A 15270-nucleotide genomic window follows, 5' to 3' on the forward strand; every position below is an offset into this window, starting at 1 on the left:
TCCCGCTCCCGCTAGGGGAAGAGGCGGCTTTTCTGTTTTGACGGCTTACGGCCGACAAACCTTTTTCGCAGCGAATTCATGCCAGCCATATATCCTAAGGACATAGCCGACTTCATGAAGGGGACCGGGGATTCGGTCCGCGTCTTTAAGAGCGGCCCGGGCTCTCAGGCCCTGCTCGCGGGCTCCCTGCTGGCGGCCGGAACCGACGTGGTTCTGGTTGTGCCCGGCGTGGCCGAGTTCCGTGAGATGCGGGCTCTTCTGACTCTGCTTTCAAGCGGCGGGCAACCCGGACCGGAACAGCCCGCCTGGGAGCGGGAGTGGGTCTTCCTGCCGCCATACCATTCTCGCAATCCGGAATCACAGGGGTGGAGCGAGCGGTGGGCCGCCCTGTTCGGGTTGGTGTACCGGGACGGTCCGCGCGGCGTGCTTATGACCGCCGACAACCTGCTGCCGCATTGGCCCGACGAGATGGTCCTGCGGGAGAACTGGGTCACCCTTGCCAAGGGTGAGGAGATGTCCCCGGATATTCTTCTGGAGCAACTGGTCTCATGGGGCTATGTGCGCCGCAAGTTGGTGTCCGATCCCGGAGATATGGCCATGCGCGGCGATATCCTGGATATCCACGCGCCCGGCTATGAGCTGCCTGTCCGGCTGGAATTTTTTGGCGACGTGCTTGAGGAAATCCGGCTGTTCGACCCGGCCAGTCAGCGTTCCCGGTCGGATCTCGACGAGGCCGTGCTTCTGCCCGTGGCGCCGTGCATCACCACCGGGGACAGGACCTTCCGCGCCCGCGACAAGTGGGAGAAGCTTCGGAAGACCGGCGAAATATCCGCGGCCCAGGAGCAGGCGTTGTCCGAGCGGCTGGACCGGGACGACGGGTTTATCTGGCCGGGCCTGTATTATGATTCGCCGGTGGGGCTTGAAGCCTTTTTGCCCAAGGACGCGGTCTGGCTGCTTTCGTCGGGTGGGACTCTGCGGGCGCGGCTTGAGGACCGCGAGCAGGCGTGGCGCGATTTTCTGAAGGACGAGGAGCGGGACAAGGGCATAAGCCTGCCCCGGCGGTTCGTCGTTCGTTCCCATGACGTGAGCCGCAAGGCGTGGAGTTCCGCCCGCCAGATGGTCTTCGAAGAATTGACTATCGGCAGAGAGAAGAACGGCATTGAACTGCCCGAGACGCCTTACAGCGATTTCTCGGATATGTTTTGGCGTCCCGAAGCCTCCCGGCGGCCATGGGCAGCCCTTATGGGCGGCCTCAAGGAGTGGCAGGCCGCAGGCGAAACGACCATTTTGAGTTTCCGTACCCAACGGTCCAGAACCAAGTTCCTGAATCTGGCCGAGCAGGAGAATCTGTCCATCGGCCTGGAATACGCGCCGGACCGGCAGGGGCTCTTCGCCCTGGTCTCCCCCTTGCGCAAGGGCATGGAGATCGGCTGGAACCGGACCCGCATCCTGGGCGAGGAGGTCCTTCAGCCTCAGGCCGCCAGGGTGCATGTCGGGCGGGACAAGGCGTTCAAGGGATTGGAGCGGTACGACGACCTGTCCGAGGGCGACCTGCTCGTCCACCGGGATTACGGACTGTCCCAGTTCGGCGGATTGCATCACATGGCCCTTGGCGAAGGGGCCAACGACTACCTGCTTCTGTATTTTTCCGGCGAGGACAAGCTGTATCTTCCCGTGGACCGGCTCAATCTGGTCCAGCGGTTCAAGGGGCCGGAAGGGGCCAAGCAGCCTTCCCTCGATAAGCTCGGCGGCAGCCGGTGGGCGAAGACCACCGCCAAGGTCCGCAAGGCCATTGAGAAGATCGCTCACGAACTCGTGGAGATGTACGCTTTTCGTCGGGTGGCCAAGGGGTTCGGCTACGGCCCTCTGGACGAGATGTACGCCGAGTTCGAGGCCACCTTCGGTTTCGAGGAAACTCCGGACCAGGAAAAGGCCGTCAACGATGTCTTCCGGGATATGGAGAAATCCGAGCCCATGGATCGGCTGGTTTGCGGCGACGTGGGCTTTGGCAAAACCGAGGTGGCCCTGCGCGCCGCGTTCCGTGCGGCCCAGGAAGGCCGTCAGACCGCGTTGCTGTGCCCGACCACGGTTCTGGCCGAGCAGCATTATCAGACCTTCACCAAGCGTATGGAAGGATTCCCCGTGCGAGTGGGGCTGCTCAGCCGGTTCGTTACCGCCAAGCGGCAGAAGACCGTGCTCGAAGCGGCGGCCAGGGGCGAGATAGACATTCTTATCGGCACGCACCGCATTTTGTCCAAGGATGTCGAACTGCCCAACCTTGGATTGCTCGTCCTGGACGAGGAGCAGCGGTTCGGGGTCAAGCACAAGGAAAAACTCAAGCATTTCAGACAGAACATCGACGTCCTGACGTTGACCGCCACGCCCATTCCGAGAACCCTGCAATTGTCGCTTTCAGGCATTCGCGGGCTGTCCGTCATTGAGACCCCGCCTGTCGACCGCAAGCCCGTGGAGACGGGCATTATGGAGCGCGACGAACTGGAGCTCAAGGCGGTGCTGCGCCGGGAGCTGGATCGGGGCGGGCAGGTGTACTGGGTGTACAATCGGGTCAACGGCCTGGAGCGGGTGACCGAGTTCGTTCGCGGTCTTGTTCCGGACGCCAAGGTGGGTATGGCCCACGGCCGGATGAGCGAGAAGGCGCTGGAAGAAGCCATGCGCGACTTCTGGCACGGCGAGCTGGACGTGCTCGTCTGCACCGCCATCGTCGAGTCCGGGCTGGACTTCCCCAACGCCAATACCCTGATCGTGGACCAGGCCCAGCTTTTCGGCCTGGGGCAGCTCTACCAGCTTCGGGGCAGGGTGGGGAGAAGCGAGCGGCAGGCCTATGCCTATTTCGTGGTTCCTTCCATAAAGGATATTTCCGAAATCGTGCGCAAACGCTTGCGCATCATTCTGGACATGGATTATCTGGGGGCAGGATTCAAGGTGGCCATGGAGGACTTGCGCCTTCGAGGCGCAGGCAATATCCTGGGCGAGGCCCAGTCCGGGCAGATCGCCAAGATCGGTCTTGATCTCTTTCTCGAAATGCTTGAGGAAGAGGTCGCCCGTGTGCGCGGCGAGGAACACGCCCGGGCTTCGGAACCGGAGCTCAATTTCGTATTCGAGGCGCATATTCCCGGCGGATACATCCCGGATTCGCGGGAGCGGCTTCGCTATTACAGGGGCCTTTCCTCGGCCGCTTCCGATATGGAAATGCGTGAATACGAAGCCGAGATTCGCGATCGCTTCGGGCCGTTGCCCGAAGAACTGGACGCTTTCTTCGGCGTGCTGCGGCTCAAGCGGACTTTGTCCCGGTTGCAGGCCGCGAGGGCGGAGCTGTATCCGGGCCGGGCGGTTATTACCTGGAAGGACAACGCCATTGCGGTCAATCCCGAGAAGCTTATTCGTTGGGTCGGTGAGCGGGGGGAGACTGCCAGGCTCATTCCTCCGGCCAAGCTGGAAATCCGATATGAAGATGCGCCTTCCATGCGGGAGGCGCTGGAAACCGCCGCAGCGGATCTGGAAGGCATCCTCGATGTCAAAACCGTGCCGCCGAACGGCGGATAACGAGTGAAAATGAGACGTTATACAGCAGTCATTCTGTTTCTCTTCGCGGCCCTGCTGGCCGGTTGCGCGGGCGACGCGGACGATATGGGCATTGTGGCACGCGTCAACGGCGCGCCCATTTACCTGAGTCAGCTTGAATTCCAGCACGATCAGTTCCAGGAGGACAACGTCGGGGCCTATGTGCCCAGCGTGGAAAAGCTGCGCAATGAATACGGCGAAATTCTGTCCGATCTTATCGTTCAGGAACTGGTGGTCCAGGAACTGTCCGGCCGCGATCTGGCCGTGACCGATGAAGAGCTGCGCAAGGCCGAGGAGACGGTGCGCGCCGATTATCCGGAGGGTGCCTTCGAGCAGGTCCTTGTCGAGGAGTATATCGACCTCAAGTCCTGGCGGCAGCAGTTGCGCTATTATCTCGCGCAGAAAAAGTTCTTTCAGCAGGTCCTTCGGCCTCAGATCAAGATCGATTACAAGGAAGCCGAGAAATACTACCGAGACCATATCTCCGATTTTTACCTGCCCGAAAGCCTGCGTATTCTGGTGGTGCGCGGCCCGAGCCGGGAGCTGGTGGTCAAGGCCGTGGAGAAATATCTCAAGGATCACGATCAGATGAATCTGGCCACTTCCTTTGGCGAGGTCGAGACCAGGGAGGTCATGGTCCGCGAGGGGCGGTTGTCCGCTCCGTGGCGCAACGCCCTCGCAGGGCTCAAGGCGGGGCAGGCGAGCGACGTGTTCACCGACCGTTTCGGTTTCGAGGCCCTGGTGCTGCTGGAACGCAGCGATGCCAAGGTGCTGCCCCCGGCCCAGGCTTATCCCCTGGTGGAAGAGGCTCTGCTTGAGAAGAAGCTGGAGAACGCCTTCGAGGAATGGCTTTCCGGCGTTCTTGCCAAGGCGGACATCGAGGTCAGCGGGCATCTTCTCGGATCCGCCGCGCAGTCTGAGAGCGGCGGGAGCGAAGGCCAGGATTTCGCTATCGTGGAACCGGAAGCCACTGTGGATCGGGATTTCGGGCAGACCATGCCGCAGGATGGCATGACCGATCAGGAACCGGCCGATGAAGCCATCCCCATGGATCAGGTCGGCACGGATACGGGCATCTGAGCCCGTTCATTGCATAGTCCGCACAAAGCGACTAGGATTCGACAACAATCCGCGGGAGACGGACGATTCTCCCCGCGATTCAAGGAGTGAATGCGTGGAAAAAGTCTTTTCCTTGTTCTTGGGAGCGATGCTCTTGGCGTGTCCTTTGACGGCCTGGGCCAAGGATGTGGTCGTGGACCGCATCTTGGTGAAGATCAACGACTCCATCGTGACCCAATATGATTTGGATCAGGAGTTGAAGCCTCTTTACAAGCAGATCAAAGACCGCCAGCTTTCCCCTCGGGAGCAGGCCCAGATGCAGGAAATGAAGAGAAAGGCTCTGGACGGCCTCGTCAACGACGTTCTCATCCAGCAGGAGGTGAACAAGTTTTCCATCCAGGTATCCGACGAAATCCTCGACAAGGAGATCGAGCGGGTGCGGGATGAGCGCGGCCTTACTTTGGAGGAGTTTCAGGAAGTGGTGGCCCAGGACGGACTGTCCATGGAGGAATTCCGGGCGCGCCTGAAGAAGCTGCTCGAAAAACAGGAACTCATCGGCCACATGGTCACCAGCAAGGTTGTTGTCACGGATTCGGAAATCCAGGAAGCCTATGATGACCGGAAGGACGACTATTCCATGGGCAAGATGGTCGAGTTGGCCATCATCCTTTTGCCGTCCGATGTGGCCGCCGCGGAAGTGAAGGAGCGGATCGCCAATGGCGAGATGACGTTTCCCGAGGCTGTGGCCAAGTACAGCGTCGGCCCCGGCAAGGACTCCGGCGGTTCCATTGGAGATTTGAGCTGGGACGACCTTGCGGATGAATGGAAGGATTCCTTGCAGGGCGTGGCCCAGGGCGGCGTGAGCACGCCGTTGACCATTCAGGGACATGAGGCCCTGCTTTCCCCGGTCAAGATAGCCGAGGATCGCATGGTCCCGCTTGAGGATGTCCGTAACGATCTTTTCAAGGAATTGATGCAGAAGAAACGGGAAACCTTGTTTACGGATTATTTCGAGAAATTGAAGAACAGCTCGGTCATCATTTACATGGATGATTCGTTGAAGCCCGATAATGGAGTAACCCAATGACATTTCAGGAACTAGGCGAAACATTGCAGCGCGAACGCGAGGCAAGGGGGCTGACCGTCAAGGCTGTCATGGACGCCACCAAGATCAGCCGCGTCGTCATCCTTGCCCTGGAAAGCGGCGACCGATCGGCTCTGCCGCACCCTGTGTATATCAAGGGATTCATCAAGAGCTACGCAAGGCTGCTGGAGCTCGACCCGGACGAACTGTGCATGGTCGTGGATCGCGAATATCAGTTGGAGCAACCCTCTGCCGGGGACATCTCCTATGATGTCGAACCCAACGCGGAAAAGGCGTTCCAGGACAACGACGCGCCCGTTGGACGCCGCAGACGGTCCATATGGCCTACCATTCTGATCCTGTTGTCCCTGGCCGGGGCGGCGGGAATCTTGATGTTCAACTTGAATAAAAATGAAACGCCCGATGTCCCCGCGCCCGACACGGCCCCCGCAGGGGAAGCCGTTCAGCCTGCCGCGCCCGAAGGGATTGCGCCTGACGCGGTTGCGCCTGACGCGGTTGCGCCCGGAATCGCTCCTTCGGAGGAGCAGGGCGCGCCTGCCGTCGAGCCCGATCCCGGGCAGGACGGAACAGGCGAGGCGGAGCAGAGCCCGGCGGTCGAGTCCGCCGCGGCTCCTGCCGAGTCCGCTCCGGTTCCAGCCGGGGCGGAGTCCGTTTCGGACGCGCCTTCTCAAGGAGTGACGTCCACAGCCTCGGCCGCAGCCGAGGTTCCGGACGAGGATGCCGCCATTACCCAGGAAAGCGCGCCCGCCGAGCCTCGGTATGAGCACGTTCTGATTATCCGGGCCACCACCGACAAGGGGTGCTGGATCGGCGTGTGGCGCGGCGATGAAGGCAGAATGAATCGTGATTTCGTCCTGCGCAAGGGCGAGCCCCTGCGGTTGATGTTCAACAGCCCGCGCCGTATCCGCATCGGCAACGTTGCCGGTGTGACCGTGACCTACAACGGTCAGCCTTATTCCCTGGACGCCTCCAAGGGAAACATTCAGACCATCACTTTCGGCATGTAGCGGGGCCGTTTGGCCTATCGCGCGGATTGACGGCATGAGCGCCACCGAGAAAGCCCTTGTACTCAAGACCGGGCGTTTCCGGGAGGCCGACGTCTGGGTCCGGATGCTGACCCCGTCACGCGGGGTGTTCAACGGATTTGCCTTCGGCGGCAGCCGAAGCCGCCGCCGCTTCGTCGGCTGCCTCGATCCTCTGAGCCACGTCCTCTTCACCTTCGGAACCAACAAGACCGGCACGTATACGGTCCTCGAAGAGGGAACCCTGCTGCACAATTTTCCCGGGGTCCGCCGCGATCCCGTGCGGACCGGCCTTGCCGTCAACTGCGTGAAATTCGTGGAAGCGGTGGAGATAGACCCGTCCGACGCCAAACCGGCCTATGAACTCCTCCTGGAGACCCTGCACATGCTTGAGGCGGGCGGTGGTAGCAGCGACTTCACGCCGTGGCTGTTCCGGGCCAAATTGGCCTTCGACATGGGGTTCACTCCCGACTTTCTTGCTTGCGGTGTTTGCGGCCGGCCCCTGTCCTGCGAGTGCGGCCATCGGTTCGGCGTGGAGCGGGGACAAGTGGCCTGCCGGGCTTGTCTTTCGGACGGGAAACCGTTAGAGGGACTTGCTCGGCCGATTTCCGCAGGCGTTTTGCGCGCTCTGGATTGGATTCAGCATAGCAGGCCGTCGGACTGGGCCACGGTGACCATGGACAATGAAGTCCGTCGCCAGGCCAGTCAATTGATCGAACTTTTCGTCGCTTACCACCTGGGCCTGTCCTGGGAGGGCGGCATGTATAAAAAGGTATGAGTTGGAGCAAACGATGAATTTTCAGGATGTAATACTGAAATTGCAGGCGTTCTGGGCGGGTTACGGGTGTGCCGTGGTCCAGCCTATGGACATCGAATGCGGTGCCGGGACGTTCAATCCCTCCACCTTTTTCCGGGTCATCGGCCCCGAGCCGTGGAAGACCGCCTATGTGGAGCCTTCCCGCCGTCCCACGGATGGCCGTTACGGCGAGAACCCCAACCGGCTGCAGCACTACTACCAGTTTCAGGTCATTCTGAAACCGTCTCCCGACAACGTCCAGGAGCTCTACCTGGAGTCCCTCGCCGCGCTCGGTATCGATGCGGCCGCCCACGACATCCGTTTCGTGGAGGACGATTGGGAGTCGCCCACACTGGGTGCCTGGGGGCTTGGCTGGGAAGTCTGGCTCAACGGCATGGAGGTCACTCAGTTCACTTACTTCCAGCAGGTGGGCGGTATCGATCTCAAGCCTGTGTCCGTGGAGCTGACCTACGGGCTTGAACGCATTTCCATGTACCTTCAGGAGAAGGAGTCGGTCTACGACCTCAAGTGGAACGACGAGATCACCTACGGCAACGTCTTCCACCAAAACGAGGTGGAAATGTCCAAGTACAACTTCGAGCTGTCCAACGCGGATATGCTTTTCGACCTCTTCAACAAGTTCGAGGGCGAATGCCTGAAGCTGTGCGAGGCCGGGCTCCCCTGGCCCGCCTACGACTACTGCCTGAAGTGTTCCCATTCCTTCAACCTGCTGGACGCCCGCGGGGCTATCTCCATCACCGAGCGCGCCACCTACATCGGCCGTGTGCGCAACCTGGCCTCGAAGATCGCCAGGCTTTACGCCGACCAGCGGGAAGAGATGGGCTACCCCATGCTCAAGAAGTAAGCGACGCCGTCGTCACGAAATAGATTACACAAGAGAAGTACAATGGCCGAATTCATTCTGGAAATCGGAACCGAGGAAATGCCCGCCCGCTTCGTCCCCAAGTTGGCGGCCGAGCTGAAGGAGGCCTTCGCCAAGGCCCTGACCGAGTCCATGGTCGAGAACGATGGCGTCAGATGCTATGCGACTCCGCGCCGCATCGTCGCTCATGTGCCCTCCCTGGCCTTGACCCAGTTGCAGGAGGAGGAAACCGTCACCGGGCCTCCGGTGCGCATCGCCTATGACGACGGCGGCAACCTGACCAAGGCGGGGCAGGGCTTCGCCAAGACCCAGGGCGTGTCCGAGGACGCGCTGTTTAAGATGGAAACGGGCAAGGGAGAGTACCTGGCGGTCAAGAAGACCGTGGGCGGCGGGAAGACTGCCGATATTCTGCCCGGGGTTTGCATCAAGAGCATCGAGTCCCTGTCTTTTCCCAAGAAGATGCACTGGGGCGCGTATGATTTCACGTTCGGCCGTCCCTTGCGGTGGCTGTTGGCGCTGCTCGACTCCGACGTGATCGATTTCGCTGTGGAGAATCTGACCTCGGGCCGCGAGACGCGCGGACACCGGGTCATGGGCCCCGGTCCGTTTTCCGTGGACTCCGCGTCCGACTATTTTTCCATTGTCCGCGACCAGTGCAAGGTGGTCATCGATCCGGTCGAGCGCCGGGAGACCATCGTGGCCGAGGGCAACCGGCTGGCCGAAGCCCTCGGTGGCAAGATCGTCTGGAATGACGGCTTGCTGGACGAGGTGGCCAACCTGGTGGAATACCCCAAGCCGCTCATCGGCGACATCGATCCGCTTTACCTGGAGCTGCCGCGCGAGGTCCTGCTGACTTCCATGCAGTCGCATCAGAAGAGCTTCGGCGTCGAAGGGGCGGACGGCAAGCTGATGCCGCATTTCCTGACCACCCTGAACCTGGAGCCCCTGGATGTTGCCCTGGTCAAGAAGGGGTGGGAGCGGGTCCTTAAGGCACGTCTTGAAGACGCCCGTTTCTTCTGGGAGGCGGACTGCAAGGTCGAGTTCGGCACTTGGCTCGACAAGCTGGAGAACGTTGTCTTCCTCGGCCCGCTCGGCTCCGTGGGCGACAAGTCCCGGCGTATCGAGATATTGTGCCGCAAGCTGGCTGAGGCCCTGGACGAGTCCCAGTCCATACTGCCCGCCGAGATAGGCAAGTATGCCCAGGCTGGCCGGTTGGCCAAGGCGGACCTCGTGTCCGAGATGGTCAACGAGTTCGATAGCTTGCAAGGCAAGATGGGTGGTATCTACGCCGAACGCGCGGGCCTCGGAGAGATCATTTCCAAGGGCATATACGAACAATATCTGCCTGCCGGTCCCGATACCCCGGTTCCGTCCAGCCTGTCCGGCGCGCTGGTTTCCATGGCCGACAAGGCCGATACCCTGGCCGGTTGTTTCGGCCTGGGCAAGGTTCCCACCGGAGCCAACGATCCGTACGCTCTTCGCCGCTGTGCGCTGGGTATCGCCCGGATTATCATGGAGCACGGCCTCGACGTGAACCTGGAGACTTTCCTCAAGTCCGCTCAGGAGGCGTACTCCGACGTGAAGTGGAAGGTGGAGCAGGGGGAGGCGCTGACCAAGCTGATGGATTTCTTCGGCCAGCGTCTGCGTGCCTTGTTTACCGGACACGGATTCGAGACCCGTGTGGCCGACGCCGCCCTGGGGGCCGGATTCACGGATATTCGCACCCTCAAGGCCCGGCTCGAAGCTCTTGCCGAGTTCAGCCGGTCCACCGATTTCGAACGGTCTGTCCTGACCTTTAAGCGCGCCGCCAACATCATCCGCAAGCAGGGTGACGAGGCGGGGCAGGTCCTGACCGGCTGCTACGATCCGGATTTGTTCGAGGACGAGCATGAGAAGGCCTTCGGCAGCAAGCTTGATGAAGTGGCTCCGCGGTTCGACGATCTTTGGGAAAGCGACGACTTCGAGGGATTGTTCGGCCTGCTCGGCGAGCTGCGCCCGACCGTGGACGGCTTTTTCGATAACGTCATGGTCATGTGCGATGCCGCGGACGTCCGCCTGAACAGGCTGAATCTGCTCAAGGCATTGGTGGACCGTCTGGCGCGGCTGGCCGACTTCAATGCGCTCCAGGTTTAAACTGGAACGAGAAAAGGCTTGACATCGCGCCTGGAGTCCATATAAAAGACCCTCCCTTCGGGAAGAATTGCAAAACATACGCTTTTTAATGCGATAATAAATCGATCAGGAGAAATTACCTTGGCCAATCACAAATCTGCCCTGAAAAGGCATCGTCAGAGCTTGAAGCGTCGCGCCCGCAACCGTATTTCCAAGACCCGCATCAAGAACACCGTCAAGGCTGTTCGTCTTGCCATCGAGGAGAAGGATTCCGCCAAGGCCCTTGAGGCCCTGAAGGAAGCCAGCTCCATCCTGGACCGCGCCGCTCGCAAGAACGTGATTCACTCGCGTCAGGCTCAGCGCCGCATCTCCCGGCTGCAGGCTGCGATCAACCAGATCGCGGAATAGTTTATTACGCACTGACCTCTTTTGCCCGCCGCACTTCATGTGCGGCGGGCTTTTTGCGTTGTGCGGGGCATAGACACGGTCTAAACGCCATTGTGTCTTGATGAACACAGTAGATGATGCTAGTGTGGATCACATTTTACTACACTAAGGAGTTGATTATGAAGAGATTGTTGCTGACAGCCCTGATGTTTCTGCTCCTCCTGGGAACGGCTCATGCCGGTGACGCTCCGTGCAAGCAGACGTATGGCGACGGCGGGACCGTTTACAAGCTCGCTACCGGCTCCCCGGGCGAATTGGGGCTGCTCGAAGCCCTTGCCGACGCCTTCAACGCCAAACATGGGACGACCATGTGTTGGGTCAAGGCCGGGTCCGGTAAATCCCTGAGCCTGCTCAAGGCCGGGGATGTGGATGCCTGCATGGTCCATGCGCCCGCCGCCGAGAAGCAGGCCGTAGCGGATGGATGGGCCGTCGACCGTACCCTGATCGGCTCCAATGAATTTTATATTGTCGGTCCCCTGAACGATCCGGCGGGTATCGCCGGAGCCAAGGACGCGGCCGACGCCTATGCTCGCATCGCCAAGGCCGGGGCATTGTTCCTGTCCCGGGGCGACAACTCCGGAACCCACAAGAAGGAATTGGCTATCTGGAAGAAGGCGGGTATCCAGCCCGAGGGCAAGTGGTACGTGGTCACCAAGGATTTCATGATGGCGACCTTGAAACGGGCCGATGCCGAGGGCGGCTATTTCATGACCGACAGTTCCACCTGGATCATGGGCAAAAAGGATTTGAGCCGCACCAAGATCCTGTTCCGGGGCGACCCCATGCTCATCAATACCTATCACGCCCTGGCTTCGCCCGCGGGCGCGCCCAATCACGAACTGGCCGTGGAATTTATCAAGTTCCTGGCCTCGCCCGAAGGGCAGGGCATTGTCGCCGACTACGGGCGCAAGGAATACGGGGAAGGCATGTACAACGACGCGGAGTACGCGAAGCAGTACGATCACTAGGAACGCCGTCCGTGAAAACAAAAGGGAGTCGGTTTTCGGCTCCCTTTTTTTCTTCTAACGGCCTTCGTCGGCCAGCTCGCGCAGTCGTTCCCTGTCGAGGATGGTGATTTCCCGTCCCTTGATTTCTATTAGCCCCTCGTCGGTGAACCGCTTGAAGATGCGGGACAATGTCTCCTGAATGGTCCCGAGGTACAGGGCGATCTGTCCCTTTGGCAGGTCGAGGCGGAACGTATCGGAGTCCGTGGACGAGCGCAGGAGCAGGAGGTGGGCGGCCACTCGGGCCGGGGTTTCCTTGAGGCTCAGGTCGTCGATCTTGTTGACCAGTATGCGTAACCTCTGGGAGAGCATGGCCATCATCCGCATGGCCAGGTCCGGATCGTCGCGCAGGATGTCGCGGAACGCGTTTCTCGGGAAGAAGAGGGTCTCGCACGGTTCCACGGCCTCGCACTGGGCCGGGAAGGTCGCGCCTTCGAAGACCGGGACTTCTCCGACGGCCTCGCCTGCACCGAATACATGTAGAATCTGCTCCTTGCCCGCCGGGGAGGTGCGGAACACTTTGACCCGTCCGTTCACGAGCGAATAGAATCCGTCGGCCGGGACATCGGCTGGAAACAGGGTCTCGCCTTTTTCGTATCGCCTGGTCACGGCGATTTCGGCCAATTTTGCCTGTTGTTCCTCGGGTAATCCCTGGAAGAAGGCCACTTCTCTCACGGCCGCCAGTTTATCCATATTATCATTTTCTCCGTTTTTTCATGTGGTACTGATAATTTGACCTAAGTCATGGCTGACGTCAAAAAGATTGTCCATGGTAGGGCCATGGAGAGCGTACCCGTGAACAGATACCGACTGATTCTGCCTGTCCTGGCCTTGTCGCTGCTTGCAGCTCATTGGCTTCGCCTGGGCAATTTTGGCTTGGCCGCGTCCTTGGCGGGGCTTGCCGGGTTGCTGTTTACCCGGCAGGCCTGGTTGCGCCCGGTCGCCGTGGCCGCGCTTCTCTGGGGCGGGTATGTGTGGGCCGAGGCCGTGGTGGACATCGTCTCCATTCGATTGGTTCTGGACCAGCCGTGGTTGCGTCTGGCCGGGATCATGAGCGGGGTCATTCTCCTGGATGGGCTGGCCATGGCGTCCCTGCTCGGAGAGCGGAGCGAAGGCTGGTTCGACCGTGACCGTGAATGGGCCTGGCCGCGCGCGGCCATGTTTTCGCTTACGATTGCCTGCCTGGCCTTTGCCCGCAACAAGGTAGGGTTCCCCATACTGCTGGCTGACCGCTATCTGCCGGGTTGGGGGTGGAGTGAGATATTCCTGCTCGGTTTCTACGCCCAGTGGGTAGGCTCGCATATGAGGACCCCGTTGGGCCACCGACGCTTTCGGCCGCGCATCTGGGGTTTGTTTTCGGCATTGTTCTTCCTGCAACTGGCTCTGGGGCTTTTGGGCATGGATCGTATGCTCATGACCGGGACTCTGCATCTTCCGGTCCCGGCCATGATCGCCGCCGGTCCGGTCTTTCGCGGCGGCGGGTTCTTCATGCTTGTCCTGTTCGGCGTCACGCTGGTCCTGGTCGGCCCGGCCTGGTGCAGCCATCTTTGCTATATCGGGGCATGGGATGACGCCTTGAGCCGCTTGAAGGCTCGGCCCGTAGCCGTCAGGGCATCGCGCAGGCTGAGCCTGTGGGGCCGTGGAACGACTCTGCTCCTGACCGTGGGGGCGGCCTGGGGACTGCGCGTTCTCGGGTTGCCCGGGGTGAGTGCGGTCCTCTTCGGGGCCGCCTTCGGCCTCGTCGGCGTGGGAGTCATGCTTTATTTTTCCCGTAAGCGGGGGATGATGGTCCACTGTGCCGAATTTTGTCCCATTGGACTCGTGGGCAATATCTTGGGCCGCGTCTCGCCTTGGCGCATTCGCATCGGCGCGGATTGCATCCAGTGCGGGGCGTGCGTCCCCCGGTGCCGATACGGCGCTCTCGACGGCGAGAGGCTGGCCTTGGGACGGCCCGCTCTTTCCTGCACCCTGTGCGGCGACTGCGTGTCCGCCTGCTCCGACAACCAGATAGGCTACGCTTTTCCCGGTCTTTCCAAAAGGACGGCCAGGACCGCGTTTATTGTCCTGGCCGTCAGTCTCCATGCCGTCTTTCTCGGTGTGGCCAGAATTTGAACATATCGAAAAAAACGAGAGGATAGAAAAATGATTCATCAGCGCAAGATGATTACCATCAATAAGGAACTGTGCAACGGCTGCGGACAGTGCGTCCCGGCCTGCGCAGAGGGCGCGTTGGCCATCGTCGATGGCAAGGCAAAGCTGGTCAAGGAAATCTACTGCGACGGTCTGGGCGCATGTTTGGGAGATTGTCCCACCGGCGCGCTCAAGGTGGAGGTCCGCGAAGCCGCCGACTTCGATCCCTCGGCCGTGGCCGAGCATCTTCGCGCCCAGGGCCGCGAGGTCCCGGACCACATGCCCGATCCCGAGAGCCTGCGTCTTGCGTCTTCCGCGCCGAAGACGGGCGGATGCCCTGGCGCGTCGCTTCAGAGCTTGACCCCGTGCGGCAGGGCCAACGTTCCGTCGGCTCAGGACGCGGGCTCGGCTCTGTCCCATTGGCCCGTGCAGCTTCGGCTCGTGCCGCACAACGCGCCGTTTTTGAAGAACGCCGATCTGCTCCTGACCGCTGACTGCGTGCCGGTGGCCATGCCTTCCTACCACAGTGAGTTCGTCTCGGGCCGGGTGGTTCTCATGGGGTGCCCCAAGTTCGACAACCAGATGGAATACGTGGATAAGCTGGCAGGAATAATAAGGGAAAACGACCTCAATTCCATCACCGTCATGGAGATGGAGGTGCCGTGCTGTTCGTCCATGAGCGCTATTTTGGGCGAAGCCGTCAGGCGGGCGGGTAAGGATGTGTCGGCCAGGCGCGTAATCGTGCGCCGCACCGGCGACATACTGGAAACCGTGGCGTTGCATTTCGATTAACGATAAGGAGAACCGTCATGAAGAAGATAGAGCTGTTTGACGTTCATGGCTTCAAGGACCTGACCTTTTCCAATTACTTGGCCCATGAGTCCGAATTCGTGAAGGTCATCAATTTCAACTTCAGAGCCGGGCAGACACTGCCCGTTCATTCTCACGACCTGGAAGGGGAGTTGACCTTGACCGTTCTCGAAGGGGAAGGCGAGTTCCTGGGCGCGGACGGCGTGTCCATGCCCGCCCGGCCCGGCGATGTGCTCGTTTCGCAGATCGCCGAACCCCATGGGGTCCGCGCCGTCACCGACATGCGCGTGCTGGTGCATATCGCACCGCCCATCTGATGC

Annotated in this window: 13 protein-coding genes; 12 read left to right on the forward strand and 1 reads right to left on the reverse strand. The window is 60.7% G+C overall.

Annotated features, from left to right (window positions below; translation table 11 throughout):
• Positions 1 to 78: 78 nt before the first annotated feature.
• From mfd to LF599_RS08475, 9 genes are all read left to right on the forward strand, one after another.
• Positions 79 to 3564 (forward strand): transcription-repair coupling factor, encoded by a 3486-nt coding sequence (gene mfd, locus LF599_RS08435; RefSeq protein WP_279522979.1) that lies wholly within the window; start codon positions 79 to 81, stop codon positions 3562 to 3564.
• Between the two features lie 9 nt (positions 3565 to 3573).
• Positions 3574 to 4662 (forward strand): peptidylprolyl isomerase, encoded by a 1089-nt coding sequence (locus LF599_RS08440; RefSeq protein ID WP_269943222.1) that lies wholly within the window; start codon positions 3574 to 3576, stop codon positions 4660 to 4662.
• Between the two features lie 94 nt (positions 4663 to 4756).
• A complete protein-coding gene (locus LF599_RS08445; RefSeq protein WP_279522980.1) occupies positions 4757 to 5728 on the forward strand; it encodes a SurA N-terminal domain-containing protein in 972 nt (323 codons plus the stop codon).
• Positions 5725 to 6753 carry a helix-turn-helix domain-containing protein gene (locus LF599_RS08450; protein ID WP_279522981.1) on the forward strand — a complete coding sequence of 343 codons (1029 nt, stop codon included), beginning with the start codon at positions 5725 to 5727 and terminating at the stop codon, positions 6751 to 6753. The genes LF599_RS08445 and LF599_RS08450 overlap by 4 nt, the downstream gene beginning before the upstream one ends.
• Positions 6754 to 6787: 34 nt before the next feature.
• Entirely contained in the window at positions 6788 to 7546 is a 759-nt protein-coding gene (gene recO, locus LF599_RS08455; RefSeq protein ID WP_279522982.1) for a DNA repair protein RecO, read from the forward strand.
• 13 nt (positions 7547 to 7559) lie between these two features.
• Positions 7560 to 8429 (forward strand): glycine--tRNA ligase subunit alpha, encoded by an 870-nt coding sequence (gene glyQ, locus LF599_RS08460; RefSeq protein ID WP_279522983.1) that lies wholly within the window; start codon positions 7560 to 7562, stop codon positions 8427 to 8429.
• A 42-nt stretch (positions 8430 to 8471) separates the two neighbouring features.
• Positions 8472 to 10580, forward strand: a complete 2109-nt coding sequence (gene glyS, locus LF599_RS08465) for a glycine--tRNA ligase subunit beta (RefSeq protein WP_279522984.1) — start codon at positions 8472 to 8474, stop codon at positions 10578 to 10580.
• Between the two features lie 120 nt (positions 10581 to 10700).
• Complete coding sequence (gene rpsT, locus LF599_RS08470) at positions 10701 to 10967, forward strand: 30S ribosomal protein S20 (protein ID WP_269943227.1); 267 nt, start codon at positions 10701 to 10703, stop codon at positions 10965 to 10967.
• Between the two features lie 158 nt (positions 10968 to 11125).
• The gene (locus LF599_RS08475; RefSeq protein WP_279522985.1) at positions 11126 to 11974 is read left to right on the forward strand and encodes a substrate-binding domain-containing protein; all 849 of its coding nucleotides are present in this window, start codon (positions 11126 to 11128) and stop codon (positions 11972 to 11974) included.
• 54 nt (positions 11975 to 12028) lie between these two features.
• Here the strand turns inward: LF599_RS08475 and LF599_RS08480 are convergent, their stop codons facing one another.
• Positions 12029 to 12703: a Crp/Fnr family transcriptional regulator gene (locus tag LF599_RS08480; RefSeq protein WP_269943230.1), complete on the reverse strand. Its 675-nt coding sequence runs from the start codon at positions 12701 to 12703 to the stop codon at positions 12029 to 12031.
• A 102-nt stretch (positions 12704 to 12805) separates the two neighbouring features.
• Here LF599_RS08480 and LF599_RS08485 point away from each other — a divergent pair, with 102 nt between their 5' ends.
• Genes LF599_RS08485 through LF599_RS08495 form a run of 3 tightly spaced genes read left to right on the forward strand, consistent with a single transcriptional unit; the run spans position 12806 to position 15267 of the window.
• A complete protein-coding gene (locus LF599_RS08485; RefSeq protein ID WP_279522986.1) occupies positions 12806 to 14122 on the forward strand; it encodes a 4Fe-4S binding protein in 1317 nt (438 codons plus the stop codon).
• A 30-nt stretch (positions 14123 to 14152) separates the two neighbouring features.
• Positions 14153 to 14932 (forward strand): ATP-binding protein, encoded by a 780-nt coding sequence (locus LF599_RS08490; protein ID WP_279522987.1) that lies wholly within the window; start codon positions 14153 to 14155, stop codon positions 14930 to 14932.
• Positions 14933 to 14949: 17 nt separating this feature from the next.
• Positions 14950 to 15267, forward strand: a complete 318-nt coding sequence (locus LF599_RS08495) for a cupin domain-containing protein (protein ID WP_279522988.1) — start codon at positions 14950 to 14952, stop codon at positions 15265 to 15267.
• Positions 15268 to 15270: the final 3 nt, after the last annotated feature.

Source organism: Pseudodesulfovibrio thermohalotolerans, assembly GCF_021353295.2.
Classification (GTDB): Bacteria; Desulfobacterota; Desulfovibrionia; order Desulfovibrionales; family Desulfovibrionaceae; genus Pseudodesulfovibrio; species Pseudodesulfovibrio thermohalotolerans.